Origin of the sequence: Acinetobacter sp. AOR01_HL (assembly GCF_027855455.1) — a bacterium.
Taxonomy (GTDB): Bacteria; Pseudomonadota; Gammaproteobacteria; order Pseudomonadales; family Moraxellaceae; genus Acinetobacter; species Acinetobacter baumannii.
The window spans coordinates 22,041-48,222 of record NZ_JAKTIM010000056.1; the positions used below are offsets into that span (position 1 = coordinate 22,041).

Here is a 26,182-nt window from a genome sequence, read left to right on the forward strand (position 1 = left end):
AGAACCATTTATTGTCTAAGGATGATCATGATGAAGCTCTTGATCAGTAACACCTTCATCCATCGTTTGCACGAGTCCCACACCATCCTTAATTTCAGCCGAATAATTTCCCTTCTCGGTAAAAATTTGCATGATCGTATAATGGTCTTTTTGACTTTGAGTAATGGTAAAGAAATTTTGATTCGGATCGCCCTGATCAAATTTACCGGTCCACCGAACAATATCTTGGTCAACAGGTTCGATTTCTACAATTTTACCCGTGCGATTAATGCCATATTCCAACATTTGGAACTTAACAGTGTCACCCACTTTTTTAAGTTCAATCACATTTGGATCATATTTAATGACCATACCTTCTGCATTTTTAATTAGTGGAAAATTAACATTAGAAGGTATTTGATCCTTTTCTATTTCATTAAAAACAATCTGTTGCTGAGACAATCTTTCTTTTTCAGACGGACTCAAATTCAGTATATTTTGACGAGCAAATTCATTCTGACTATCTGTCACTTTTGCCCCAGACTCTTGCCGACTTTCTAAAGACGATGTTAAAGCAGAAGAGCTTTGCTGTGAAAAAGCAAACCAGATTAAAACTGCTAACGCCACACAAGCGATAGCAGTTCCTATTAACAATTTATTTTTCTTCATTAGTTACAGCTAAAAATAGAGATTAGTTATATAGAGAAATTTTCTGCGCATTCAGGTTAATGACACTGACAGCATCAATTTTTCCTTCTTCCCCTAAACGTACACCATATTTCGGGTTATACAGATACGGGCTAGAATAGAAATTAATATTATTACCGCCCATTGCTGTACTTCCTAACGGATGAGCAAAACCTGAGCCAATATTGGTTGAACCATTATGGTACAGGCCTAGATTGTGCCCAACTTCATGACGCATGGCCGCGAAAGAACAACCTGCAATATCATTTGCGCCAATCATGTTATATGCAGAAGCATTAATCCAAGCCCAACCACAACCGCCATCACTCGGTTCATTACCTTGATAATAGACACCATCTGCCAATACACGTTTACGCTCATTTTGTACCGTGGTGTCATCTCGTCCAGTCGAGATTGCTTCTTTTAAAGTGGCAGCAGGAATTTTGTAAGTTAGATAACCTACATCTCTTAAGTAAAAACGTGCATTCGAATTTTCAGCAGTTAAATTCGTTAAATTTACGCCTTCAATCATTCTAAGTTTTGCAGCGCTGTCACCTAAAATTGAATTTACCTCTGGGCTAGAAACCAACAACATATCAATTGTATAACTATCTACTGTCCAGCCTTGAGCGGTGTAGATAAAACGGCGATTTTCACCATTTTTAATTGCAGTAGTCAAGCCATTAGCGGCATTAATATAGGTATCTGCCGATGCATTAGACACAATAACAACTTTATCGCCGACTTGAGCTTTAGCAGGTAGTTGTAAGGTTGGCTGCCAATTTGATGTAGACAATTTCACCTTTAAAGTAGGCTGAGTCATATTCGGTAAAGTTGCAGGGATTGTTGCTGTAGAATCAATCACCTTTGTTGGTGAAGAGATCAACTGCCAATATCCTTTGTCACTTACATACATAAACTCATATTGATCGCCTGTTTTAAGCGTTAAAGTCGCTTGGCTATTAATATTGGTATTATTAATTTTTGCAGACCAAGTCGCTGTAGACTTGATAATAATTCTATCCCGATCACTTGCAGTGGTCGGCAAAGTGAAATTGGAAACCCAATTTCCATCTCCAAATGAAACTTCGGTAAGTGGACTATTTACTGCTGCTAAAGATGTTCCGATTTGCTGAACATTTAGCTTCTGAGGTTTTATATATTCAGGAACCCATTTTCCTAAAGCAGAATAATATTTAAACCAATATTCAGATCCATTTTTTAATGAGAAACTGCTCGGGAATAGTAAATTTGTTTTATCAATGTCCGAACTTGTACTTGCTGTAGAAACAACTTGTACAGTTGTTCCGTCACGTACGTCACTCGGTAAAGCAATGGTTTGTGCCCATTTGTCATTTTGAATGATTACTTTTTGCATAGATGCAGTTGTTAATGGAACGACTTCATAGGTCGCACCATTGGTAGGACTCACAGTCGCTAACTGAGCGATCCATTTATTTTGACTACTATTAAAGATGAATTGGTAAACATCACCACTATTTATCTTTAAAACCTCTAACGGAATATTGGTATTAGAAGTATCTAAATAACTACTATAGGCAGCACTAGAACGAATTGTAATTTTGTCCAAATTATTAGCGCTTATGGGTAAAGTGAGGTTTTTGACCCAATTCCCATTTGCTAGATTAAATTCTAAATCTGAATAACCGGATGGAATTGATCCACTATTATTATTCTGATTTGGTGAAAGTACAGTTGCGGCATATACAAGTGAAGACGCAACAATTGCTCCAATAATGAGTGATGTTTTTAATTTAAAATTCACAGCAGCCTCTTTTATTTGTTTTTAATTTTTTCGTCTAGCAGGTTAGCAAACCATTTTTACACAGTCAATTTCACAACAATTAATTTTTCATTAAATTTCAATTACATGAATATTGAATCATTTTGAAATAAAAACATGAAACCTATTAAAGAATAGTTTGTTTATGAGAATTAAATAACCAATTTCGATATGAAGAAAATATTAAAAAAGATATTTAAGGATAAAAAGAAAGATCATCTCTCTTTTTATCCTCTATTTTGAATTTCTTAATTTACTTTCTTTGGAAAGCTAAACCAGACAAATACAGTTAAAAGGAAGAAACAAATGGCGGAGATTGTAAGCACCCAACTATGCGCATAGCTAAAAGCTTGCTGCGCAACTGCTACCAACTGTCCTCCTAAAGGATTTTCAAGGTTAGACGCTAATTGCATGGTTTCTCCAATCGAGATACTCGCTTTTTCAATTAAGTCTGACGGAAGCTCGGCTGGCAAAATAATTGAGCGGCTATAAAACCAAGACAACATTAAACCAAAAATAGCGACACCTAAACCTGCTCCAAGCTCATAGGCCATTCCCTCAATAGCACCTGCTGCACTCGCCTTTTGAGGGGGCACAGATGACATAATGGCAGCAGTTGAGGCAAGTAAGGCAATCTCAATGCTAAAGCCTAAAAAGACCATACACGTCCATGCTAAAAAGTGGTCGGTTGAAAAATTAAGCTGAGCAAGCCCCCACAAACTGAGCGCGCTCACAAAAATACCTAGGCTCGATACTCTACGTAAACCCCATTTATTTAAACAAATACCGGCTAATGGACCACCTAAACTAATTGCAATCATAAATGGAATAATAAACATCGCCGCCTGTAATGGAGAAAACCCGTGTACAAACTGCAACTCTTGAGACAGTAATAATTCAAAGCCAACCAAAGCAATCATGGAAACAACAGCCATAACAATACTGGTAGAAATCACAGGATGTTTAAATAATTCCAGATCAATCATTGGTGTCGTAGCTCTTTTTTGGCTTCGAATGAAGTGAATTAATGTGCTTATACCAACCACAAACATCACAACCGTGAGCACCGAAAAGCTATACATAGCCGATTTAATTGAATAGATGAGGCTTAAAATTGCTACAACCAAAACTAAAGCTTGCCCTAAGTTAATTGGCTGATCAGTTTTCTCTTGTTGTTTAGGAATGATCATCACGATCATAACTAGAACGACTAAAATGATCGGGATATTAATGAGGAATACAGCTCCCCAGTGGAAATGCTCTAATACAAAACCACCGACTAATGGACCAAAAGCTGCTCCACCTCCACCTACTGTAGACCAAAGACCAAGTGCAAAATTTCTCTGCTTTTCTTCGGTAAAGGCATTACGGATACCGGATAAAGTGGCAGGAATAAGCATAGCTGCCCCTAGACCTAAGACAGCACGAGAAGCAATTAAGGCATAGGCAGTTGGAGAAAAAGCCGCAGCTAACGAACCCACACCAAAAACTGCGGTTCCAATAAATAATAATTTTTTAAAGCCGATACGATCACCGAGTGCACCCATCGGCAAAATCAAACCCGCCATAATCAGCGAATAAATATCAATAATCCATAAAAGCTGATTGGCAGTTAAATTTAATGCTGCACTTAAAGACGGTGTTGCAACATGCATCACAGTTGCATCAATCGTAACAGGTAAATAAATGAGGACGATAATTGTGAGGATTAACCATTTTTTTTGCATAACGCTCTTCGATATCCAAAACTTGGACATGTGTTCAAATTGCGGTTATTATATACACAATTGGACACTTGTCCAACTTTAAATTTTAATGTAGTTTGTGTCGAATTCAGTCAGGTGTAAGAAACATGGCCTATCTTAATCGCGATCAACGCAGAGAAATGATTCTGCAAGCTGCCATGCAAATTGCTTTGGCTGAAGGTTTTACAGCCATGACGGTACGTAGAATCGCAACAGAAGCACAAACCTCTACCGGACAAGTCCATCATCATTTTTCTTCGGCATCTCATTTAAAAGCTGAAGCTTTTTTAAAGCTGATGGAACAGCTTGATGAAATTGAACAAACTCTCCAAACAACTAGCCAATTTCAAAGACTCTTCATCTTATTAGGTGCAGAAAATATAGACAGGCTTCAGCCCTACTTACGTTTATGGAATGAAGCTGAACTCTTAATTGAACAAGATATTGAAATACAAAAAGCGTATAACCTCGCCATGCAAAGTTGGCATCAAGCTATTGTGCAATCGATCGAATGCGGTCAAAAAGAAGGCGAATTTAAAAATAGGTCTAATTCCACAGATATTGCGTGGCGACTCATTGCCTTTGTGTGTGGATTAGAAGGGATTTATAAACTTGGTTTACAAGGTTTAGTTGAAGAAGATTTTAAGCGTCATACCGAAGCAATTATTCGCCTAGAATTATTATAAATGTTGAGCTGGCATTGCTTAAAAATACCAGCTTTAAAATACTAAAATTAGAACCAGCCTTTACGGCCTTTTAAAATTTGGTCGGTGCAACGTAAAGCTTCTTGGGTCAGGCCCCACAAACGATAATCGCCTGTGATTGAACCAATCTGGAAGTTATGGGTATAAGCAAAGCTGAGGTCACGCTCAGGATCACACCACGCTCCTGAACCATTGTAACCAATATGCCCAAATCCATTTTTAGCTCGTTTACCCATGGTAATAATACGGTGATATCCTAAGCGCCAATTCATCGGTATTGGCATGACACGATCACGTGCATAACTTTGAATAGTACTAAGTTCTTTAAATACTTCTGGGCGAATCAATTGCTGTCCATCCCATTCACCTTGATTTGCTAGCATCGCATAAATTTTAGCAAGGCTATTTGCAGTAAATGTCCCGTTCGCTGCCGGAATGACTGCTTGCAGTCCCTCATCACTAAAGAAACTAAAATTTTTCATTCCTTTTGGAATCATGGCATCCTGAAAGTCTTGCGGGTCTTGACCCGTCCATGTAATCACTTTTTCAGAGAGTGAACTCTTACGCATCTGTGGCTTTTTAGGTTTTTCAACTTGAGTAGATGCTGGTTTTTCTGGTTTTGGTTGAATAATTAAACGTGCTACACGATCCAACTCATTTGCAGGCGTTCCAAAATAGGCACCATCTAGCTGTAATGGCTCAACAAGATATTTTTGCATGAGCTGATCTAGAGATTGACCAGTTGCTTTTTCAAGTACGCCACCGACAATCCAACCGAATGTTAAAGCTTGATAAGCATTGCCCTCTCCTGCAAGGAATCTTGGCTTAGTCGCCGCGACCACCTCTAACATATGTGACCAGTCGAGCATTTCTCTCGCACTTTCGATGATATTTCGAACATCAAACATGCCGCTTTGGTGGCTTAGCACATGACGCAAAGTCATTTGCTCTTTTCCATTTTGAGCAAACTCAGGCCAATAGGTCGCAATCGGTTTGTCGTATTCTAAAAACCCTTCACTTACCAAAATATGCGCTAAAGTTGCAAGTACACCTTTACCCGTAGAGTAGCAAACTGCCAATGTGTCAGGTTGCCAAGCTTCAGTTTGTGATTTTAGACCGGTGTAGATATCTACAACTTTTTGGCCTCTAAAATAAACCGCTAATGCAGCTCCACCTTGTCCGGTTCTAGCATCTTGAAGACGGCTAAACTGGTGAGCTAAATCAATAAAACGTTCATCCAAAATACCATGATAGTTATGGGTATCGGCCAGTAAAATCTCTTTAATCACATGAAGTTCCTTGCATTTTTTGTTATTTTGCTCAAAAGCAGCCCAAACCTCTGTTCAGGCTGCTGATATTTTTATAACGCTTTTACAGTTCCTGCAACATGCGGTTTTTGTGATTTGGCATTACGAATCAAGAAATCAGTCTTTTTATCTGCATTTGCAGTTAAAAACTCAACTTTTGACGGTAAGAACATTGGCAGCTTAAACCATACATCTGCTTCATAAGCATTTGGTAATTCAAGATTCGCTAATGCTTTCGCTTTACTCCACATGCCATGCGCAATGGCTTGCTTAAAGCCAAAAGCTTTTGCTGTAATAGCATGAATATGAATTAAGTTAAAATCACCAGACACTTTCGCATAACGGCGACCAGTGTTTTCTAAAATATTCCACTCTACCTTTGGAACATAAGCTGGTGCTTGTTCTTCTTTGGCTTTCTCACCCACTCTTTTCTCGACTTTTTGGCGAGATAAATAAGTTGTTAAGCCTTCCATCACCACTTCATTGCCAACTTTTGCTGTGGTAATAAAGTCAAACTGAACACCTTTGTCATGTGGTTTTAATTCCCCAAATTTACATGACAGAGTGAGTTTTTCAGTTACGCCAATCGGTCTGGTCTGTTTAATCTGGTTACGGATATGCACTAAACCTAAAATTGGAAATGGAAATGCTTCTGCCGTCATCATATGCATTTGCAAGCTTTGAGAAAGCACAGCCAAATAAATTGCTGGTACAAAGCCATTATTTTGAAAGCCACATACTTCGTTATAAGCTTTGAGATGGTTCTGATCAATTTCTAAAGTATCTACCACATATTCAACTTGCGGTAAGATTTTTGGGCCTTTAGGTTTTTTAAAAATTAAACCTTGCACTACTTTTGGATAAGCCAATGCCGCTTTTGGTAGCTGGCTAAAATGACGAGTATTCATACCTAACCTTTTATAATTTATAAATTCTTGAATAAAAAAGGGATGCACAAGCACCCCTATTTAGCTAAAAGTGCTTAAGCGCCCAACAAGCTTTGACCGCACACGCGTACAACGTTGCCATTTACACCTGTAGAAGCAGTTGATGCAAACCATGCAATTGTTTCTGCTACATCAACAGGTAAACCACCTTGTTGCATTGAGTTCATACGGCGACCAGCTTCACGAATTGCAAATGGAATCGCAGCAGTCATTTGAGTCTCGATAAAGCCAGGTGCTACTGCGTTAATGGTAATACCATTTTTTAGAATAGGCGCAGTAAATTTAACTAGACCAATCACACCAGCTTTAGATGCAGCATAGTTGGTTTGACCAAGGTTACCAGCAATACCACTAATTGATGATACACAAACAATGCGGCCATTTGCATTTAGACCATCGTTTTCTAACAAGTAGTCGTTTACGCGTTCAGCAGCAGACAAGTTAATGTTAATGACTAAGTCCCAAAGCTCTGGCTTCATGTTTGCCAAAGTTTTGTCACGTGTAATACCTGCGTTATGAACAATAATATCTAAACCGCCTTGTTTAGCCGCAGCAGCTTTAATTTTTTCGCCCGCATCAGCAGCTGTAATGTCAATTGCCAATGTAGAACCGCCAATGTCAGCAGCTACACGGTCAAGATCAGCTTGTTGTTGTGGTACGTCTAAACAAATAACATGCGCACCGTCACGTGCCAACACATGTGCAATTGCCTCACCAATACCACGGCTTGCGCCAGTTACTAATGCAGTTTTTCCAGCAAGCGGTTTTGCCCAATCAACATCAACCACATCTGCTTTAGAAACACGAATCACTTGACCAGATACATACGCTGAACGCGGAGAAAGCAAGAAACGTAATGTTGATTCAAGGTTTGCAGCAGCACCTTCGTCTACATACACAACTTGAGCAGTAATACCCTTTTTAAATTCTTTACCTACAGATTTGATAAAGCCTTCAAGTGCACGCTGAGCAATCGCTTGTTTTACAGTTTTCGCAGTTTCAGGCGTTGTACCAATAACAATCACTCGACCAGAAGTCGCAACTTGACGTGCAATCGGATTAAAGAATTTATAAAGTTCGTTTAACTGTTCTGAGTTTTGAATACCAGATGCATCAAATACAACTGCTTTGAATTTTGATTCTTTATCGCCTGCATTGAATGGACGTAAATTTAAACCAACTTTTGCAGCTTCTTGTTGTAATGCAACATTATTGCCTACATAGCTATCTGCATGAATATTGCTAAGTACTTGTGCAATCGCACCAGACAAAACGCTTGACGGCGCCGTGCCAACCAATACTGCACCTTTCACTACTGGCTGAGCACTTTCAAAACGCTCTAATACAACAGGCGAAGGTAAACCCAGATTTTTAACAACGAATTTACCAATAGGAGATTGCGTAAATGCTTGGTATTGATCAGTCATGATTATTATCTCTCAAAGAAATGAATTTTCTACGACAGGCTTCATTATGTTATGAGATGGATAGAAACAATATGAAAGCAGTCGTTCATTAGAGTTACTCCAAATCATACTTGAGTTCATCTTTGGATGTCTTGACCTGAATGCTATCTACAATGTCATTCTAGTCAATACAGGTCTATTTGAATTGTGTTAAGGTAGCTAACAAGAATATCGTTATTATGCTTGGAAAAGCCTTATGAGCAAAACAACTCAAGAAAATCCAGCAGTCGAGAATTCTGCTCAGGAAAAAGTGTCAAATACATCAAAGTCGGCTTCTAACACGGCTAAGCGTAACAGCACTACTCCTAAAGCAGCAACTAATACACCAAAAACGACACGTACTCGTTCAACGACTGCACCTGCACGTAGCCCTCGTAGTAAGAGCGCTGCTTCAGCAACACCGTCTACATCTTCAAATGTAGCTGCAGCACCAAAAGCAACAAAAACCAAAACTTCTGTTCAACAGGATAAAACCATGAGTCAAAACACTGTTCGCCGCGTTGCAATCCTTGGTGGCAACCGTATTCCATTTGCACGTTCAAATACTGCCTACTTTAAAGCGTCTAATTCTGACATGCTGACAGCAGCATTGAATGGTTTGGTTGAGCGCTTTAACTTACAAGGTAAACGTATTGGCGAAGTTGTTGCGGGCGCTGTTTTAAAACATAGCCGTGACTTCAACATGACTCGTGAAGTTGTATTGAGCACAGATCTTGCTCCTGAAACTCCTGCTTACGACATCCAAATTGCATGTGGTACAGGTTTACAAGCAGCATTTGTTGTTGCTAACAAAATTGCGCTTGGTCAAATCGACGTAGGTATTGCAGGTGGCGTAGATACAACTTCTGACGCACCGATTGCTGTAGGTGATGGTTTACGTAAAGTTTTACTTGAGCTTAATGTTGCTAAAACAGGTAAAGACCGTCTTAAAGCTCTCACAAAAATTGATTTTAAAAAGCTTCTTGATGCACCAAGCAATGGTGAACCACGTACTGGCCTTTCAATGGGTGAGCACCAAGCAATCACTGCATTAGAATGGGGTATCACTCGTGAAGCACAAGACGAGCTAGCTGCAAGCAGCCATCAAAAACTTGCTGCTGCTTATGAGCGTGGTTTCTTTGATGACTTAATGACTCCATTCTTAGGTCTTAACCGTGACAACAACTTACGTCCTGACAGTACAGTTGAAAAACTTGCTAAGTTAAAACCAGTTTTCGGTAAAGGCGAAACTGCAACAATGACAGCGGGTAACTCAACTCCGTTGACTGATGGTGCTTCTGTGGTATTGCTTGCTTCTGAAGAATGGGCAAAAGAAAACGGACATGAAGTTTTAGCTTATCTTTCTTTCTCTGAAACAGCAGCTGTTGACTTCATTGGCAAGAACGGTCCTAAAGAAGGCTTATTGATGGCTCCTGCTTATGCAGTACCTCGTATGCTTAAGCGTGCTAACCTTAAGCTTCAAGACTTCGATTTCTACGAAATCCATGAGGCATTTGCATCTCAAGTACTCTCTACCTTAAAAGCTTGGGAAGATGAAAAATTCTGTAAAGAACGTCTTGGCTTAGATGCACCTTTAGGTTCAATTGACCGCTCTAAACTGAACGTAAATGGTTCATCTTTAGGTGCGGGCCACCCATTTGCTGCCACTGGTGGTCGTATCTTGGCTACTGCAGCTAAATTAATTAATGAAAAAGGTTCAGGCCGCGCATTAATCTCGATCTGTACAGCAGGTGGTGAAGGTGTGGTTGCGATTGTAGAAAAATAATTTCTATTTATCGACCTAACAAAATAAGCACCCATCTGGGTGCTTATTTCATTTCAATCTCTGTGAATTAATGAAGTGATGCTGCTTTAGCATTTGGGAAAAACTTATCTTCAATATGGTCATAGCACCACTGGAAAATAAAGGTATAAACCAAAATACATAAGGTCAAACCTATATCTAAAATAAATGCATCAATCACTGTCATCTGCATCATATATGCAATCATTGGAACAGTCGCAATCAGCAAACCACCCTCAAAACCAATCGCATGTAAAATCCGCACAGGGATCGTTCTTTCCCAATTAAATTTATGCTCTACTTTTTCGAAATAGTGGTTAAAAATCATATTCCAGAAAACTGAAACCACTGCCATAAACACACCGAGTGTTCCGGTCACTTCCATCGGCATGTTAAAAATAAAACTTAATGCAATCGCAATGATGACCAATAAAATTCCTTCATAACTGATTGCATGAATGAGTCTTCTCTTGGAAATCAACATTTTTAAATACTCAATAATTACTTGGATAATGTGCATTTTATTTTTATAATTTTGATTAATCCAATCAGGTTCTTTCAATTTTTTTGACAGATGAATATTAATCAAGAACAACTTCTCATGTTCCAAGCCGTTATGGAAACAGGTTCATTTTCAGCAGCAGCAAGGAAACTCGGTAAAGTCCCCTCTGCTGTGAGTATGTCGATTGCTAATTTAGAAATTGATCTGAACCTGACTTTATTTGAACGTAAAGGCCGCGAACCTACTCCTACAGCCGAAGCACGAGTGCTATATGAAAAAACGGCGCAACTATTGATTGAAATGAATCAATGGAAACAGCACGCGCATGCATTAAGTACTGGGCTGGAACCTAATCTTACTATTGTTGTGGTGTCTGAGCTGCTACATACCAATTGGACCGACTATGTTTGCCTGCTAGAAAGTCGCTTTCCCGATCTACAAATTAATATTGTGTCTGCCCCTCAAGAAGATGCGCTTCAAATGTTGTTAGATGGATCTGCCCAACTGGCCCTTATGTTTGAACGTGAGCATTTAGACAATAGAGAACAGTTTGTTGAACTCAAACGTGAAGCCTTAATTCCAGTTATTTCAAAAACCCATTCGCTCGCAAGCCAAGAGCATGTCTCATATGAGCAGATTTTGGGTACAAGACAAATTGTGGTGGCAAGTCGAGATGAAACATTAAAACCCGAATTATTATTTTCAAAACATTACTGGCGTACAGACAACCACCACTCTGCTTGCTTAATGATTTTACGTAATTTAGGTTGGGGCGTACTTCCGCAAGAGATGTTTAAAGAAAATCCTGAGTTAAACAATAAGCTTAAAGCATTAGATGTATTTGATTTTACGCCTCGATTTGAATATTACGTTGATTTGGTCTGGAGCCGCGAAAGTGAACTCGGTGCTGCTGCACGGTTTTTGATTGACTATATTCGTAATAAGCGAATGCAACCAGCTCCGTAAAATCATTTCAATTTAGATGCAGAACCTAAACGTTTTTCTTTGAAACATAACAATTGATATATCGACAGTATGGATAGAGTTTGTGCTATAAAGAAAACATAAGATTTTTTATTGAAGATGTTGAATATCAATGACTCATACAGCACTTGACCAATTAAAAACATTAACGACCGTTGTTGCTGACAGTAGCGACCTTGAAGCAATTCGTAAATTTCGTCCCTTAGATGCTACGACGAATCCTTCGTTAATTACCGCTGCGGCAGAACAACCAGAAAGTAAAGAGCTCATTGAAGATGCTTATTATCAAGCCAAAGAAGAAGGCTATAAAAATGATGAACTGATTGAAAGAACCATTGATATTTTAACCGTAAAATTTGGTGTAGAAATTTTAAAACTTATTGAAGGCCGTGTTTCTACAGAAGTCGATGCTGCACTTTCATACGACACCGAAGCAACCATTCAAAAAGCACATGAATTATGTGAGCTTTATAAAGGTTATGGTATCGATCAGTCACGTATTCTGATTAAAATTGCATCAACTTGGGAAGGTATTCAAGCGGCTAAAGTGTTAGAAGCTGAAGGTATTGCTTGTAACCTCACTCTCCTTTTCGGTTTACATCAAGCCCAAGCGTGTGCAGATGCCAAAGTTACTTTAATCTCACCTTTTGTAGGCCGTATTTTAGACTGGTACAAAAAAGCTGAAGGTGTAGATTCTTACCCAATCGAGAAAGATCCAGGTGTGGTTTCAGTTAAGAAAATCTACACTTACTACAAGCAGCAAAATATTCCAACTCAAGTCATGGGTGCGAGCTTCCGTAGCATCGACCAAGTGCTAGGCCTTGCAGGATGTGATTTGCTTACGATCTCTCCAAGCTTGCTAACGCAGCTTGAACAACATACGCGTACAGTCGATGCAGCACTTGATGCGAACAAAGCAAAACAGGCAGAAGCGATTGTTAGACCAGCTCAAGATGAGCAAAGTTTTAAAGATGAACTTAACCATGACTTAATGGCATTCCAACTTTTACAAGGTGGTGTTGATGGCTTTATTAAAGCGCGAGATCAATTAAGTCTTTTATTACGTCAATCTTTTGGAATTGATGCAGAAATTAAATCTTAAAAACTGCACTTTTCATACAAAATTACCGATTTTTGTTATCATGACAAAAATCGGTTTTTTATTGGGTTTCTCGTGTTCGGCATAACAGACTTAACAACATATATTATTGGTACATTCCTAATTGTGTTATTGCCAGGACCCAATTCTCTTTATGTGATGTCTATTGCTTCACGCTATGGTATTAAAACCGGATATATGGGTGCACTTGGTATTTTTACCGGCGACTTAATTTTAATGCTCTGTACTGTACTTGGTGCAGCTTCTTTATTAAAAGCATTCCCTTGGGTTTTTATTGTACTTAAACTCGTCGGCGCACTTTACTTGTCTTATTTAGGTTTTAAGCTTTTACAAGGCAGTATTCAGCGCTGGAAATTACGTAATCAACCCCAAGCAGAAATGGCTGATTTACCTGCTTTAGATAAAGTTCACCCTTATAAAACAGCCTTAAGTATTAGTTTACTCAACCCTAAAGCGATTTTATTTTTCCTGTCTTTCTTTGTGCAGTTTGTTGAACCGGATTATGCCTATCCAGCTTTAAGCTTTTTAATTTTAGCGGTGATTTTACAAATTATTAGCTTCAGTTATTTAACTGCGCTTATTTTCTCTGGAATTAAACTTTCAACTTTTTTCAAACAAAACCATAAAATTGCAGCAAGCGGAATTTTCTTAGTTGGCATTTTATTTTTCGGATTTGGTTTAAAGCTGGCAACTTCAACAATGTAAGCTGCCGAGTCAAGGAAGTCAGAATCTATTAAGTTGTTAAAATGCCAGCATGCCATCTGTTTTAACTTCATTGAGCACAAAAAATGTTCTTACCTGTCTTACCCCGGGTAAAGCAATAATTTTTTCACTATGGAAACGGTTAAAAGCAGCCAAATCTTTAACACGAATTTTTAGAAAGTAGTCGACTTCTCCGGCAACCAAGTAACATTCAAGAACATTCTCTAAATCACCTGCTGCTTGTTCAAATGCCTGAAAGCTATCAGGTGTCGAGCGATCCAGCACTACTCCGACCAAAACAATAGTCTCACGTTGCACCATACCCGGATTGATTCGAGCACGCACATCCAAGATGGCCCCAATCTTAAAAAGACGCTGAGTATGGTTCCAACATGACGAAGTACTAATGCCAACAAGTTTTGCCAGTTCAGCATTACTTAAACGTCCATTCTCTTGTAAACAGCGCATAATTTTCAATTCAAGAGGTGTTAAATTTTCAGCCTGCTCATCCATAAAACAATATCCCAAATTCACCTTTTGTTATGAAATAAATAATATCATTAATGGCTATTTAAAAAATATTCTTTCATTTTAAAGTCAAAAATAGAAAGCACCTTCTTAAAAAAAATTGTTAGATTTACCTAGCTGAGAACATAGGCAGAAACATATTAATTTTTCAGGGACTTAGAACATTTAGCTATGCAAAAGATTCTTCAAGATTTCTCAATACCAGCCGTATTTGCTGGTTTTATTACCTTTCTTATTGGTATTAGTGTTTCGGCTATTTTAGTGATTCAGGCTGCTCAAGCTTTAGGTGCGTCAGCTGAACAAATCACCTCATGGTTTTGGGCTTTAGGCTTAGGTATTGGTTTATCAGGACTCATCCTTTCTTGGAAATTTAAATATCCCGTAGCAACAGCTTGGTCAACTGCGGGCCTCGCTTTAATTATGGCAACAGGTAGTGGCTATAGTTTAAATGAAGCAATTGGCGCTTTTTTAGTAGGTGGTTTACTTACTGCGATTTTAGGCTTTTCAGGTATATTCCAAAAAGCGCTTTCCTATATACCACAAAGCTTAACCAGTGCCATGCTTGCCGGAGTTTTGCTTAAGTTTGGGATTTCGCTTTTCGCGAGCTTGCAAAATGATTGGACATTTGTTTTATCTTTACTCGCTATTTATGTCATTACAAAAAGATTATGGCCGCGTTACAGCATTGTATTTACCGCACTGGCTGGTATTGCCCTCTGCCCTGTCTTTTTAGACTTTCATATGCCTACTCTTGAGTGGTCCTTGGCTAAACCCGTTTGGATTAGTCCTGAATTTAGCTGGTCAGCACTTTTAGGCTTAGCATTACCACTTTTTGTGATTAGCATGGCGTCGCAATATTTACCCGGTATAGCCATGATCAAGAGTTATGGCTATAAACCGCACGTTAATCAACTGATTGGTTGGACTGGTTTAACTCAAGTTGTGCTTGCACCTTTTGGATGTTACAGCGTTAATATTGCTGCGATAAGTGCTGCCGTAAGCTTAGACGACCAAGTTCATCCTGATCCAAGCAAACGTTATATTGCGGGTATAAGCTGTGGCTTTTTTTATGTGTTGATGGGGCTATTTGCTGCAACTCTCACAAGCTTGCTGATGTCTTTTCCTCATATTTTTATTGTAGCGCTAGCAGGCATTGCCTTACTTGGTACGATTAGTCAAAACATTGCGCTTGCGTTTGGTCCAGTTGAAGACCGCGAAGCGGCATTATTTACCTTTTTATGTAGTGCATCAGGTATCCAATTTTTCGGTGTTGGTTCAGCTTTCTGGGGACTGGTTGTCGGTATTGTTGTATTTATAGTCCTTAAATTTAAAGCTAAAAAATAAGGCTTAAACGAAAGAGTTTGCGCTTTATCATTTAGAGAAATTCATAAAAAATTAAGCGCAAACTCTCGTTAAATTAGTTAATTGTGTTTTTATCCCAAAACGCTTGTCGTATTTGCGGCATTGCATTTAAGTGATTAATGATGTGCTGTGCTTCTTCTGCTTCGATTGAAGTTGCAATTAGCGTTACTTCTATTTCAACCTCTTTTTCTCCAAAAGGCGTGACATCAATATCTTTAGCAGGATAATTATGATGCTTTAAGGTTAGATTTAATTCATCCATAACGACCTTGCTCTGACTTCGGTCACATATAATGTAGATTACATGTAAAACTTCTGTGTCATCGTCTAACGGACGACGGTCAATAATATGGACAATCGGCCTTAATAGCGTATTGGCAGATAAAATAAAGGCTGTCGCCAATATTGCTTCAATAATTAAATCAGCACCCGCGGCAGCACCTACTGCCGCAGAACACCATAAAGTCGCTGCGGTATTTAAACCGTGGATGTTGCCTTCTTGGCGCATAATGACACCCGCACCCAAAAAACCAATACCCGAAACAACATAGGCAATTACCCGAACAGCTCCATCTGCTCCAGTAAGATTAATTGCAATATCTACAAAAATTGCTGCACCTACCGCAACTAGAACATTTGTTCGAAGACCAGCTGTACGTTGCCTATACTGACGTTCGAACCCAATTAACGCCCCTAAAATAAAAGCAGCCGAGAGACTAATTAAAGTATCAATAATATTTGATAAGTCTGTATGTTGTAGAAATTGCAATTTCATTTTGCACCTATTGTTTTATTGCCAGCCATAACGGCGGATATAGATTTTCTTTACCCATTGAGTAACACACATATAAGCACCTAAAATTACAGGTAAATATAAAAAATAACTTAAAGGTAAAGCTTGTAGTTTTAAATAGCTTGCTAAAGGACCCATTGGTAAGAAAATCCCGATACACATAATCACCGCTGTCATTATTAATAATGGAGTCGCGGCACGACTCTGAATAAATGGAATTTGAGCTGTGCGGATCATATGGACAATTAATGTCTGGGTAAGTAAACCCACCACAAACCAGCCTGATTGGAATAGCGTCTGATGTTCAGGAGTGTTTGCTGAAAATACAAACCACATTAACCCAAAGGTAATCATGTCAAAAATGGAGCTAATCGGTCCAAACACCACCATAAAGCGGCCAACTTCTTCAGGTTGCCAACGCTGTGGTTTTGCAATTAGCTCTTCATCCACATTGTCAAAAGGAATCACAATTTGTGAAACATCATAAAGTAAGTTTTGAATCAATAAGTGAATAGGCAGCATTGGTAAAAATGGAATAAAAGCACTCGCAATAAGTACCGAAAAAACGTTACCAAAATTTGAACTCGCCGTCATTTTGATATACTTCAGCATATTGGCAAAAGTTCTACGGCCTTCAATCACACCTTTTTCAAGAACCATCAGGCTTTTTTCAAGCAAGATTAAATCTGCAGACTCTTTAGCGATATCTACTGCGGTATCTACTGAAATACCAATATCGGCAGCACGTATAGCAGCGGCATCGTTAATACCGTCTCCTAAGAAACCAACCACGTGACCATTTGCTTTTAACTGCTCAACAATACGTTCTTTGTGAACCGGACTTAATTTCGCAAAAATGTGGTATTGCTCTACTGCTCTTTTGAGTTGTTGATCAGTTAAGGTTTCAATTACACCACCCAATAAAACTTGATCATAATTCAGGCCAATTTCTCGGCACACTTTTTGGGTGACAAACTCATTATCCCCAGTCAGCACTTTTACCGTTACGCCATGGACCTGTAAACTCTGTACAGCTTCTTTGGCAGACTCTTTAGGTGGATCAAGAAAAGTAATATAACCTATTAAAATCAGATCATTTTCGTCAACAACTGAATAATTTTCCTGATGATTTTTAAACTCACGATACGCTACTGCCACCACTCTTAAACCATCTCGGTTATAGCGTTGAGTTAATGCCTCAATTGCCACTTCACGTTGCTTTGTTAAAGGCTCTACTTTGCCATTTACCTCGACATAACGGCAAACCTTTAACATTTCCTCAACTGCGCCTTTGGTAATCATACGGGCTTTTTGTTGAGGCGTTTGTACCACGACTGACATACGGCGGCGATCAAAATCAAAAGGAACTTCATCTAACTTCTTGTAACGTAACTTCTGTATTTTGATCTGATCATCAACAGCTTCTAAAACAGCCACATCAAGCAAATTTTTTAGGCCTGTTTGATAATAACTATTTAAAAATGCCTGCATGAGTACAAAGTCTGATTTCTCGCCTTGAACATCAATATGTTGGGATAAAAAGATTTTGTCTTGAGTCAGTGTTCCAGTTTTATCGGTACACAGAACATCCATGGCACCAAAGTTCTGTATCGCATCTAGACGTTTAACAATCACTTTCTTTTTAGATAAGAAAACCGCACCCTTTGCCAAAGTTGAAGTCACAATCATCGGTAGCATTTCTGGAGTAAGACCAACAGCTACAGATAATGCGAATAAAAATGCTTCGGCCCAATCGCCTTTGGTGAAGCCATTAATGAAAAGTACAACAGGTGCCATCACCAACATAAAGCGAATGAGCAACCAACTTACTTTATTGACACCCATTTGAAATGCAGTCGTGCTCCGATCAGTAGCCGTAACTCGATGAGCCAATGCACCGAAATATGTTTGGATACCCGTACTTAAAACCACTGCCTGAGCTGAACCAGAAACAATATTGGTCCCCATGAATACAATATTATCTAGCTCTAAAGCGCTGGTTTCTTCAAGATTTTTCTGCAAAGGAAATTTCTCGACAGGCATTGATTCACCAGTCATTGCAGCTTGAGAGACAAACAAATCTTTAGCAGACAAAATTCTACAATCCGCAGGAATCATGTCACCCGCAGATAATAAAATCACATCACCCGGCACTAAATACTGAATTGGTATTTCAAATTGGTGAGGGGTTTGGTTTTTAGTATCAATGCCATAACGCTCATGCATAAGTTCTAAATCTTCTGCACTGACTTGATGGCGCAATACAGTAGCAGTATTACTGACCATTGCCTTTAAGGCATCCGCAGCTTGATTTGACTTTGCTTCTTGCCAGTAACGAAGTAGTGTTGAAAGAATTACCATCACACTAATAATGGTTGAACCTGTTAGATCATCGGTAAAGAAAGCAATCAATGCCAACAGGCTAAGTAAAATATTGAACGGATTACGGTAGCAATACCAAAGGTGTTGCCACCAAGTTAATGGCTTTTCATGAGTAACTTCATTAAGTCCCACCGTCATTTGTTGGGTATACGCTTGCTCTTCTGTAAGCCCTGTCAAATGAGTATCGAATTGTTTTAATAGATCATTCGTTTGAGCCCTTGATGCATTAAGCAAACGCTTAGATAAATTTTTGCTAATTTCTTGAGCATAACTAGATTGATGTAGCTCTTTAAAAGATCGATTACGACCGAAAAAACGCATCAAATGAAATCTTTGTAAAAATGATGTGAAGAGTCGTTGCCAGAATTTCATCACGAAATCCTCCATTTTTTAGGCGTACAAAGCTCTCGACCTTATTGAAAATAAAGTCTTTTAAATTTTTTAATTTAGAAAGGAATAGGAGATCGTAGACTTACGATGAAGAAGAGAAAATTAGCCCAAAGCCCGACCAACGTTGACGGAATGTCACATAACTGAACATGGTCCGAATGCTTTGAATCGCATGAGACGAATTGTTTACCAAGATTAAAATCTGGTAGATATAACGGTCGTGTATGGAAGCGTATAAAAACATTGGCTTCTCCCCATTTCTAGCGAGAAACTAAACAGATAAATGCTGAAGTGAATGATTACAAATCAAGTAATTTGTATAGGTTTAATCTAATTTTTAACAAAGCTATCTCATTGCAAGATAGCCTCTCCTAAAGGTTACCTTGCTCAGTATTGGCTTTGGTTTAATTGATAATTAAACTCGAACCTCGAACAACTACCCATTTAGGATCTCCGTTAAATAAACTCGCGGCAAGTATAGGTTTTACTCTACAAGGCACAAGATTTTTTTTGTAATTTTTTATTAATTCATCAGTGACTATAAATCACAGTTCTCTAACCACCACTGTTTTCGCCATCTTGTCATGCCATCCTTGTTTTTTAGCATCAAATGCGACCCAAATAAGACCGATACAAAACACTAAAATAGATGGAATATATCCGATATAGCGAATGAGAGATTGTACGAAAGTTAACTTATTACCTGTCTTTTCATCGAGAACTTTTAAACGCATTAGACGTTTTCCTGGTGTCCCTGCAAAGTAGATCCAACACAAAACAGTATATAAAAATGGAAATGCATAATTTACGATCATATCAAACCAATAGTTTTGCGGTTTACTACTCATACCTGTAGCAAATATGAGATCGTAATCTCCATGATAAAAGATCCATGCGGCTGGAATAATTGCTAAAAAAAGAATAAGAGTATCAATGATCATTGCGCCAAATCTTAACCAAAACCCTGCATATTCATATTTATAGGTCATGTGTTCACCTCGCTTTTGTTATTTTTACCTAATGCCACAGTAACTAATTTATTGGTCTTTCATCGTAATTGAAATCTTTTTATTTTTAAATACTTAATGTATTTTTTAATTTCCGGTTTTATTTAGAATTGTAATAAGATTTTTGAAAAATAAAAGCTACATCAATTTAAGTTAAAATAATATATATCATATTAAAATATTTAAATTACACCTCATTTGTATGAGGTGAAAACTAATTATATTTATTAATTTAATCATTTATAACCAATGATTATTTCCAGAATAAAACATCAATTTTAAATTCTTTTTTTAGCAAAAAAGCTGCACAAATAAGCCCAATACCGATGATGATTAAAAACATGCTTAAACTTAATAATCCTCCCACAGCAGAGCAAAAGCCTAAAATAGCTAAAATATAAAATAAAATTACACTAATACTTGGCATTCAATTTATTCCACTACTTAAAAATAAAAGCAATTTATTCTATCGAGTCTGTAAAGGAATGCTGTTTTCAAATGTTGATTACACCCCATATTTGTATCAACTTAAAAACAATATGTTAATAATTCCTACTAAATGTAAACAACAAAAATATAAATGTGATAAATATCACATTTATATTTTATTTAACTTCAAAATAATGTTTTTCAGTAATAAGTTTTATTTTTAGATTTTTATATAATCGATCTTTTGAGTTTTCTAACGAAGGAACAACTTTTTCTGCAAACTTATCATCTGCCATGAGTCTTGCATAAGTTTTATATCCAATCACTAGCTTTTCTGGCTCTTTACCAGTTTGGCGAAATTCCTCGATAAGTTTACTGACTTTCTTTGCTGTTAAATCGGCCATATCTTACTACTTCCCCCTTACATATGATTCGGTTATACGATTTCTGTGTGACAAAAATATGAAAGGTAATTTATTGTAAAGTTCTTCTAAAAAATTAAATTGGGCTTAGTCTCAACTCCCTCTTTATCAATCTCAAACAAAAGCATTAAAAATCAAATATATAATTAAATACTATTTAATTTAACTACAAGTGAATTGAATTGATTTCTACCTTTAAACAAATGTGTTAATCTTTAAGTAAGAAAAGCTTCATACATATAACAACTTGTAAATAAGAGGAATAACATTATGAATTACCGACATATTATTGTACCTGTAGATGGTTCTGAGATTTCTTTGGCAGCAGCACGACAAGCGGCCCATATCGCTAAAGCTTTTGGTAGTAAACTTACAGCAATTAGTCTGGTTGCAGTGGACCCGTTTAGTGGTGTCGATTTCTATTACATCTCTCCTGTTGTAAAAGATTATTTTGTTGAAGCGCGTGCTAATGCAGAAAAAACACTTGCGAAAGTAAAAGCCCTATGCGCTGAAGAAGGTGTTGATATTGAAACACAAATTATTCAAGGTGAAATCTCATCTGATGGCATTCTTAAAGCTGTAGAAGAGTTGGGTTCAGACCTGATTGTTATTGGTTCACATGGTCGTAAAGGTTTCCAAAAACTTATTTTGGGTAGTTTTGCGCAAGATGTTCTAAACAGCACTAAAATCCAAGTTTTGGTGGTAAAAGAATAATTGCTGAGTCGACTAAAAGCCTAATCCATTGATTAGGCTTTTTATCGTAAAAAATGCATAAGTTTTACACAGCTTAAAAACCGTTATACACTATTGTTCTCTTTCCCTCTATTTTGTGAGTCACGCCAATGAAGTAAGTCTTTTTTCTCATCAATTTTCTCTTTTTTGATGTGCAAAATAGACTATTCTTTAGTGACTTAGCGTCTTTATTTAAAGCTTTACATTCCTATTTTGTACATCCTGTATTTATGAGGTTCTTATGACTCAGCAGGCATGTGTAATATCACAACTCACTTTGGAGTTTCCTTCAAAAGTGATGTTTAAAGACTTGAATTTCTCACTTGAGCATCATCAAGTATCAGCCTTAATTGGCCGCAATGGTCAAGGTAAGTCTTTACTTATGCAATTGCTTCACAAGATTTCACCCACTACAGAAATGCATATAAGTGGTCAAATAAACTGGCAAACAAACCATGCATATTTATCTCAGCTCACTCGTCTCCAATCAGACGCAATTGCAGAAGCTTTAGAGGTCAACCATCTTTACAAGGCTTTTCAAAGAGTGGAACAAGGTGAAGCTGGATATGATGATTATGATTTGTTAGAAGGACATTGGGATCTTCCTAATATTTGGGAAGCTTTACTACGATCTGCTCAGCTACCAACCGATTTAGACTTCCCTGTTAAGCAGTTAAGCGAAGGCCAAAAAACCAAGTTAGCCTTATCCGCATTATTTTTAAAAACTGATCATTACCTATTACTTGATGAGCCAAGCAACCATCTCGATCAAGAAGCTAGACAGTGGCTAATTGCTCAGTTAAAGAAACATCCTGCAGGCGCTTTTATTATTAGTCATGATCTGACTTTGTTAAATGAAGTCGACCATATTTATCACTTAAATGAGCATGGCCTACAGCACACTACAGGAAATTATGAAAAATTTTATGAGCAATATCAGTCCCAAATCGAGGCTTTAGAACAGTCAGTACATCAGCATCAACGTGAAGTTAAGCACATGAAGCAAAAGCAGCATGAAGTTTTAATGAAAGCCCAAAAACGTGAGCGTGCTGGCAACAAACTTCGTGACTCAAACTCGCAAGCTAAAATTTTGCTCGATTTTAAAAAAGAACAGGCTGGGCAAAGCATAGGAGCAATTCATTCTCAACATCAGCGTCAAATCGATCAAAGCCAGCAAGACTTGAAGAGTAAAAAAGTACTTCTAGAAACTGTTAAGCCCCAACAATTTATATTCCCCTCTTTACACAAAAGAACAGGAGAAATTCTTAGAATTGATAACTTAAAACTCAACTATGGGACACAACAACCAATTCATCTCGCCTTAAGAGCTTGTCAAAAGATTCATTTGGTTGGCCGAAATGGTATTGGGAAATCAACTTTGCTGAAACAGATTGATCAATCTGCTGTAACTGCTACAGATGAAATTAAACTGTTTGTAAATTGCTTTTATCTCGACCAGAACTTTAGCTTTTTATTAGACCATCTCTCTGCTGTTGAAAACTTAAGAAATATTAACCCAAATATTACTGAGTTAGAGTGGAGAAATTTATTAGGTCAGCTTCGGATTCGTGGTGATAAAAGCACATATCCCTTAGCTCAACTCAGTGGTGGTGAGAAGTTAAAAGTTGCTTTACTAGGTTTGAGCCATGCTCAGCCTATGCCTGAACTTTTATTACTTGATGAACCAGAAAACCACTTAGATATCGAGTCAAGAGAGCTATTTGCAAATGCTATTTCTAGTTATGAAGGTTCTGTACTATTAGTTTCACATGATTTAAGTTTTGTTGAAAAATGCGGGATTGTTGATTCAATTTATTTAAATTAACACTACGCTATTTTTATGCCTATATAAAAGCTCTAACTATTAGAGCTTTTATATAAATCTTTTAATTATCATTTTATTTTTTTATTATCTAATATTTGTAGATCTAGATTAAAAGAAACTGCTCTATTTCTTTGTGCGCTTTTTTTCATTTGATAAACTTGAACAATATAATCACCATCGACAGGTAGCGTTACTTCACCTGAAAAACCTACAGTCGAACCCACGAATAATGGCTTATCTTTATCAGGCTTTTGACCTGGAGCGAAAATATTAATATAAGCTAAATTACCATAACTATTAATATTAAATTTTAAAATCTGTCCACTTTTTGCAAAAACTCGATATCTTACATCATCATAACCTTGAAACTTTCCGGTTAACGTAGTTTGAGAAGAACCTTTTAAAAAGCTTACTTTAGTCTCAACATTTTTAGCAACTACAGATAATGGTATAGATAAAATCAAACTAGATAGTAATAAAATTTTAATGATTTTTTTCATTTTTAGTCCTCAAAATTATTTTTAAATTATTATAAGAAAGATAATTTTTATTAAATTTAACTTTATGTATAGATTTGATGAGTAGCGTTTGGATTTGTAAGTTATTTCTTCGCTATTCAAAAGTGAGTGTCATTAAACTTAACTTATCAGCTCTTGAAATTTTACAGCCGAAATTTATGGTAATGGCCATAATGAGTCATTTTATCAAAGTGGCTTTAAGTACATGTCCTATAAAAACCGTATGCAATTCAATGCAAGCTATGGAAACCAACTGGCACATATAAAAGAAGATTCATATTTTTCTGTAGTGCTGTCTTATTAACACAGGATTAGTTTGATCCCTAACAATAGCTAGGAATAGCAAGACGCAGCAAAGTTATTTTAAAGCCCATCTAACGATAGGCTTTAAAATTTATAAAAATTAGGAGTCTTTATCCATTGAGTGTGGAGTCGTGGTTTTATCTTGCTGTTTAGTATCATTCTCACCTTGGCAAGCCGCCACAGAAAGCGAAACGATTGCTGCTAAACCTAGGGTAGCGATAATTTTAGTCATATCTCACCTCATACAGTTTTAATTGATTAGCTTATAAATACTGGCTATCAATATTACGATCAGCATAGATTTATAGACTTTTTTGTAGTGTTCACAAAGAAATGTAAAATGAAAAAGTATCCCAAAGATTTTAGTTTATTGAATTCATCTTCAGGATACTGCTTCAAATGATTAAAAAATTAAAATCTGTAGCCCACCCCTAAATATGTAATGATCGGATCAATATCAACTTTAGTTGACCCATGAATTAAGCGAGCGCCCGTATTTTGGTTAATGACATCAATTTGTGTTCGATTATTTAGTTTTGCATAAGATACTGAGGCAACCGTATACCAAGAATCATTAAAATCATAAGTAAAACCGGCAGTAAATATAGGCGCAATCGCATCATCTGCATCTACTTTAACCACCATATTTCCACTAGACTCTTTACGATCCAAGGCAGCCCCAGCCTTACCATCTAATACATTTTGAATCATATGACCTGCAGAGATCAGGTCAGAACGAATTTCGTCATTTAGTTTAATATCATTAAAATGAGCATACATTAAACCCACACCTAAATAAGGTCTAAACTTGTTCACCCCACTCTTCCCAAATTGATATTGTGCTTCAATTGCAGGGGTCCAAGCACGAACACTAGCTGCTTTAGGTTTATTGCCTAAATTGGTAATCGGGACTGCTTGACCTAAGGTAATGCCGTTCGGAAAAAGAATTTTAACTAATTCATGTGGTGACAACGCGACACCGCTTAATGGTGCCAAGATTTCACCTTGACCTTTAATATCGACTTTAGGGGGAATGCCTCCAATAAATTGTAAAGACACATTGTCATTGAGATAATAGTTAAACATAAGCCCTAATGTGTCTGTGTCATCTACTTCAAGGCCGGCATCATTTTGATGCCACTGCTCTAACCCTTGAATCGTTGCCTCACCTGCTACCTCAGGTTTTATATTGCCTTCTTCATCAAGTAGAAGCCCTTTTAAAAAGTCATCATTTAAAGCGAGTTCAAGAAACTCTTTTTGATTAAAAGGTTCACCGCCTACATCTACCTCTGTAGCATTAGGATCAACGGAGTTTAAGAAACTGGTCGGTGAAATACTTCCCACTTTAGCAACTGTTCCATTTTTAACGCTTGTATTGATATTAAATGGATTAGCTTTACCTTGAGGCATTACATGTAACCAACCTGCCGAGACAGAAAACCGTTTTACTCCCTCTGCATAACTCATATTTGCAAATATCAATAATGAGCTGGCTATTACTATTTTCGATAATTTTATTTTCATTTTTATTCCATCCTAGAAATGCATATTGCTAACTCTGCAATATGTTCTTGGAATATAGCCAAGTTATATTTTTTATCAATTAGTATAATTTTTAAGCAAATAAATTTAAGTTAAATCCATCACATTTTCATATATAAATTCATGACTTAGTTATCTTAATTAGCAGACGAACGGTAAAATTTTAGTTAAAAATAATTTTATCAAATGGTAAAAAATAGAGGTGAAAACCAGTACTCT

25 protein-coding genes are annotated in these 26,182 nt (G+C 37.3%); 8 read left to right on the top strand and 17 right to left on the bottom strand.

Annotation, left to right across the window (positions count from 1 at the left end; translation table 11 throughout):
• Positions 1-15: 15 nt before the first annotated feature.
• The 3 genes from cpaB to amvA all read right to left on the bottom strand — a co-directional run bounded on the left by cpaB (position 16) and on the right by amvA (position 4,197).
• The gene (cpaB, locus tag MKL62_RS17595; protein WP_005128437.1) at positions 16-648 is read right to left on the bottom strand and encodes a metalloprotease secretion chaperone CpaB; all 633 of its coding nucleotides are present in this window, start codon (positions 646-648) and stop codon (positions 16-18) included.
• 22 nt (positions 649-670) lie between these two features.
• On the bottom strand, positions 671-2,452 hold the full coding sequence (cpaA, locus tag MKL62_RS17600; RefSeq protein ID WP_005128436.1) for a metalloendopeptidase CpaA: 1,782 nt from the start codon (positions 2,450-2,452) through the stop codon (positions 671-673).
• A 266-nt stretch (positions 2,453-2,718) separates the two neighbouring features.
• Positions 2,719-4,197, bottom strand: a complete 1,479-nt coding sequence (gene amvA, locus MKL62_RS17605) for a multidrug efflux MFS transporter AmvA (protein WP_005128435.1) — start codon at positions 4,195-4,197, stop codon at positions 2,719-2,721.
• 125 nt (positions 4,198-4,322) lie between these two features.
• On the opposite strand from amvA, the gene MKL62_RS17610 reads away from it, so the two are divergent.
• Positions 4,323-4,901: a TetR family transcriptional regulator gene (locus tag MKL62_RS17610; RefSeq protein ID WP_000323808.1), complete on the top strand. Its 579-nt coding sequence runs from the start codon at positions 4,323-4,325 to the stop codon at positions 4,899-4,901.
• A 47-nt stretch (positions 4,902-4,948) separates the two neighbouring features.
• On the opposite strand, the gene MKL62_RS17615 is transcribed toward MKL62_RS17610, so the two are convergent.
• From MKL62_RS17615 to MKL62_RS17625, 3 genes are all read right to left on the bottom strand, one after another.
• Positions 4,949-6,208, bottom strand: a complete 1,260-nt coding sequence (locus tag MKL62_RS17615) for a serine hydrolase domain-containing protein (RefSeq protein ID WP_030423612.1) — start codon at positions 6,206-6,208, stop codon at positions 4,949-4,951.
• 71 nt (positions 6,209-6,279) lie between these two features.
• Complete coding sequence (locus MKL62_RS17620; protein ID WP_005128432.1) at positions 6,280-7,134, bottom strand: MaoC family dehydratase; 855 nt, start codon at positions 7,132-7,134, stop codon at positions 6,280-6,282.
• A 74-nt stretch (positions 7,135-7,208) separates the two neighbouring features.
• Entirely contained in the window at positions 7,209-8,600 is a 1,392-nt protein-coding gene (locus MKL62_RS17625) for a 3-oxoacyl-ACP reductase (protein WP_005128430.1), read from the bottom strand.
• Positions 8,601-8,835: 235 nt separating this feature from the next.
• Here MKL62_RS17625 and MKL62_RS17630 point away from each other — a divergent pair, with 235 nt between their 5' ends.
• Entirely contained in the window at positions 8,836-10,404 is a 1,569-nt protein-coding gene (locus MKL62_RS17630) for an acetyl-CoA C-acetyltransferase (RefSeq protein ID WP_000047940.1), read from the top strand.
• A gap of 67 nt (positions 10,405-10,471) precedes the next feature.
• Here MKL62_RS17630 and aceI read toward each other — a convergent pair whose 3' ends face one another.
• Complete coding sequence (gene aceI / locus MKL62_RS17635; protein ID WP_005128429.1) at positions 10,472-10,906, bottom strand: chlorhexidine efflux PACE transporter AceI; 435 nt, start codon at positions 10,904-10,906, stop codon at positions 10,472-10,474.
• A gap of 90 nt (positions 10,907-10,996) precedes the next feature.
• Between aceI and MKL62_RS17640 the strand changes: the two genes are divergently transcribed.
• The 3 genes from MKL62_RS17640 (at position 10,997) to leuE (ending at position 13,733) form a co-directional block, all read left to right on the top strand.
• A complete protein-coding gene (locus tag MKL62_RS17640) occupies positions 10,997-11,890 on the top strand; it encodes an HTH-type transcriptional regulator AceR (RefSeq protein WP_005128428.1) in 894 nt (297 codons plus the stop codon).
• Between the two features lie 130 nt (positions 11,891-12,020).
• Positions 12,021-13,010: a transaldolase gene (tal, locus tag MKL62_RS17645; RefSeq protein WP_005128427.1), complete on the top strand. Its 990-nt coding sequence runs from the start codon at positions 12,021-12,023 to the stop codon at positions 13,008-13,010.
• A 72-nt stretch (positions 13,011-13,082) separates the two neighbouring features.
• Positions 13,083-13,733 carry a leucine efflux protein LeuE gene (leuE, locus tag MKL62_RS17650; protein WP_000467074.1) on the top strand — a complete coding sequence of 217 codons (651 nt, stop codon included), beginning with the start codon at positions 13,083-13,085 and terminating at the stop codon, positions 13,731-13,733.
• Between the two features lie 36 nt (positions 13,734-13,769).
• On the opposite strand, the gene MKL62_RS17655 is transcribed toward leuE, so the two are convergent.
• Positions 13,770-14,243, bottom strand: a complete 474-nt coding sequence (locus tag MKL62_RS17655) for an Lrp/AsnC family transcriptional regulator (protein WP_000344223.1) — start codon at positions 14,241-14,243, stop codon at positions 13,770-13,772.
• 186 nt (positions 14,244-14,429) lie between these two features.
• Here MKL62_RS17655 and MKL62_RS17660 point away from each other — a divergent pair, with 186 nt between their 5' ends.
• Positions 14,430-15,602, top strand: a complete 1,173-nt coding sequence (locus tag MKL62_RS17660) for a benzoate/H(+) symporter BenE family transporter (RefSeq protein WP_005128426.1) — start codon at positions 14,430-14,432, stop codon at positions 15,600-15,602.
• 73 nt (positions 15,603-15,675) lie between these two features.
• Here the strand turns inward: MKL62_RS17660 and MKL62_RS17665 are convergent, their stop codons facing one another.
• The 6 genes from MKL62_RS17665 to MKL62_RS17690 form a co-directional block, all read right to left on the bottom strand.
• Positions 15,676-16,395, bottom strand: a complete 720-nt coding sequence (locus MKL62_RS17665) for an MgtC/SapB family protein (RefSeq protein ID WP_000775740.1) — start codon at positions 16,393-16,395, stop codon at positions 15,676-15,678.
• A 15-nt stretch (positions 16,396-16,410) separates the two neighbouring features.
• Entirely contained in the window at positions 16,411-19,167 is a 2,757-nt protein-coding gene (gene mgtA / locus MKL62_RS17670; protein WP_005128425.1) for a magnesium-translocating P-type ATPase, read from the bottom strand.
• Between the two features lie 100 nt (positions 19,168-19,267).
• Entirely contained in the window at positions 19,268-19,429 is a 162-nt protein-coding gene (locus MKL62_RS17675) for a hypothetical protein (protein WP_001983688.1), read from the bottom strand.
• A gap of 301 nt (positions 19,430-19,730) precedes the next feature.
• Entirely contained in the window at positions 19,731-20,174 is a 444-nt protein-coding gene (locus MKL62_RS17680; protein WP_000221476.1) for an RDD family protein, read from the bottom strand.
• Positions 20,175-20,445: 271 nt separating this feature from the next.
• The gene (locus MKL62_RS17685) at positions 20,446-20,619 is read right to left on the bottom strand and encodes a hypothetical protein (RefSeq protein WP_001139332.1); all 174 of its coding nucleotides are present in this window, start codon (positions 20,617-20,619) and stop codon (positions 20,446-20,448) included.
• 178 nt (positions 20,620-20,797) lie between these two features.
• Positions 20,798-21,025 (bottom strand): hypothetical protein, encoded by a 228-nt coding sequence (locus tag MKL62_RS17690; protein WP_000774578.1) that lies wholly within the window; start codon positions 21,023-21,025, stop codon positions 20,798-20,800.
• A 288-nt stretch (positions 21,026-21,313) separates the two neighbouring features.
• Here MKL62_RS17690 and MKL62_RS17695 point away from each other — a divergent pair, with 288 nt between their 5' ends.
• Both MKL62_RS17695 and MKL62_RS17700 read left to right on the top strand, forming a co-directional pair.
• Entirely contained in the window at positions 21,314-21,757 is a 444-nt protein-coding gene (locus tag MKL62_RS17695; protein WP_001109442.1) for a universal stress protein, read from the top strand.
• 259 nt (positions 21,758-22,016) lie between these two features.
• Positions 22,017-23,600 carry an ATP-binding cassette domain-containing protein gene (locus MKL62_RS17700; RefSeq protein WP_030423614.1) on the top strand — a complete coding sequence of 528 codons (1,584 nt, stop codon included), beginning with the start codon at positions 22,017-22,019 and terminating at the stop codon, positions 23,598-23,600.
• 68 nt (positions 23,601-23,668) lie between these two features.
• Here MKL62_RS17700 and MKL62_RS17705 read toward each other — a convergent pair whose 3' ends face one another.
• The 3 genes from MKL62_RS17705 to MKL62_RS17715 form a co-directional block, all read right to left on the bottom strand.
• Positions 23,669-24,100, bottom strand: coding sequence for a hypothetical protein (locus MKL62_RS17705; RefSeq protein ID WP_005128420.1), 432 nt, complete (start codon positions 24,098-24,100; stop codon positions 23,669-23,671).
• A 421-nt stretch (positions 24,101-24,521) separates the two neighbouring features.
• On the bottom strand, positions 24,522-24,653 hold the full coding sequence (locus MKL62_RS17710) for a hypothetical protein (protein WP_000161254.1): 132 nt from the start codon (positions 24,651-24,653) through the stop codon (positions 24,522-24,524).
• A 179-nt stretch (positions 24,654-24,832) separates the two neighbouring features.
• Complete coding sequence (locus tag MKL62_RS17715) at positions 24,833-25,945, bottom strand: OmpW/AlkL family protein (RefSeq protein WP_004736587.1); 1,113 nt, start codon at positions 25,943-25,945, stop codon at positions 24,833-24,835.
• Positions 25,946-26,182 lie beyond the last annotated feature (237 nt).

What these genes read in the sequence shown, in the direction of transcription:
- MKL62_RS17675 (WP_001983688.1), bottom strand. Translation starts at nt 19,429, where the DNA reads ATGTTTTTATACGCTTCCATACACGACCGTTATATCTACCAGATTTTA.
- amvA (WP_005128435.1), bottom strand. Translation starts at nt 4,197, where the DNA reads ATGCAAAAAAAATGGTTAATCCTCACAATTATCGTCCTCATTTATTTA.
- MKL62_RS17630 (WP_000047940.1), top strand. Translation starts at nt 8,836, where the DNA reads ATGAGCAAAACAACTCAAGAAAATCCAGCAGTCGAGAATTCTGCTCAG.
- MKL62_RS17655 (WP_000344223.1), bottom strand. Translation starts at nt 14,243, where the DNA reads ATGGATGAGCAGGCTGAAAATTTAACACCTCTTGAATTGAAAATTATG.
- MKL62_RS17715 (WP_004736587.1), bottom strand. Translation starts at nt 25,945, where the DNA reads ATGAAAATAAAATTATCGAAAATAGTAATAGCCAGCTCATTATTGATA.
- MKL62_RS17660 (WP_005128426.1), top strand. Translation starts at nt 14,430, where the DNA reads ATGCAAAAGATTCTTCAAGATTTCTCAATACCAGCCGTATTTGCTGGT.
- MKL62_RS17610 (WP_000323808.1), top strand. Translation starts at nt 4,323, where the DNA reads ATGGCCTATCTTAATCGCGATCAACGCAGAGAAATGATTCTGCAAGCT.
- MKL62_RS17700 (WP_030423614.1), top strand. Translation starts at nt 22,017, where the DNA reads ATGACTCAGCAGGCATGTGTAATATCACAACTCACTTTGGAGTTTCCT.
- MKL62_RS17685 (WP_001139332.1), bottom strand. Translation starts at nt 20,619, where the DNA reads ATGCCAAGTATTAGTGTAATTTTATTTTATATTTTAGCTATTTTAGGC.
- MKL62_RS17620 (WP_005128432.1), bottom strand. Translation starts at nt 7,134, where the DNA reads ATGAATACTCGTCATTTTAGCCAGCTACCAAAAGCGGCATTGGCTTAT.
- tal (WP_005128427.1), top strand. Translation starts at nt 12,021, where the DNA reads ATGACTCATACAGCACTTGACCAATTAAAAACATTAACGACCGTTGTT.
- MKL62_RS17690 (WP_000774578.1), bottom strand. Translation starts at nt 21,025, where the DNA reads ATGGCCGATTTAACAGCAAAGAAAGTCAGTAAACTTATCGAGGAATTT.
- MKL62_RS17640 (WP_005128428.1), top strand. Translation starts at nt 10,997, where the DNA reads ATGAATATTAATCAAGAACAACTTCTCATGTTCCAAGCCGTTATGGAA.
- MKL62_RS17695 (WP_001109442.1), top strand. Translation starts at nt 21,314, where the DNA reads ATGAATTACCGACATATTATTGTACCTGTAGATGGTTCTGAGATTTCT.
- MKL62_RS17665 (WP_000775740.1), bottom strand. Translation starts at nt 16,395, where the DNA reads ATGAAATTGCAATTTCTACAACATACAGACTTATCAAATATTATTGAT.
- MKL62_RS17710 (WP_000161254.1), bottom strand. Translation starts at nt 24,653, where the DNA reads ATGACTAAAATTATCGCTACCCTAGGTTTAGCAGCAATCGTTTCGCTT.
- MKL62_RS17705 (WP_005128420.1), bottom strand. Translation starts at nt 24,100, where the DNA reads ATGAAAAAAATCATTAAAATTTTATTACTATCTAGTTTGATTTTATCT.
- cpaB (WP_005128437.1), bottom strand. Translation starts at nt 648, where the DNA reads ATGAAGAAAAATAAATTGTTAATAGGAACTGCTATCGCTTGTGTGGCG.
- aceI (WP_005128429.1), bottom strand. Translation starts at nt 10,906, where the DNA reads ATGTTGATTTCCAAGAGAAGACTCATTCATGCAATCAGTTATGAAGGA.
- MKL62_RS17680 (WP_000221476.1), bottom strand. Translation starts at nt 20,174, where the DNA reads ATGACCTATAAATATGAATATGCAGGGTTTTGGTTAAGATTTGGCGCA.
- MKL62_RS17625 (WP_005128430.1), bottom strand. Translation starts at nt 8,600, where the DNA reads ATGACTGATCAATACCAAGCATTTACGCAATCTCCTATTGGTAAATTC.
- mgtA (WP_005128425.1), bottom strand. Translation starts at nt 19,167, where the DNA reads ATGAAATTCTGGCAACGACTCTTCACATCATTTTTACAAAGATTTCAT.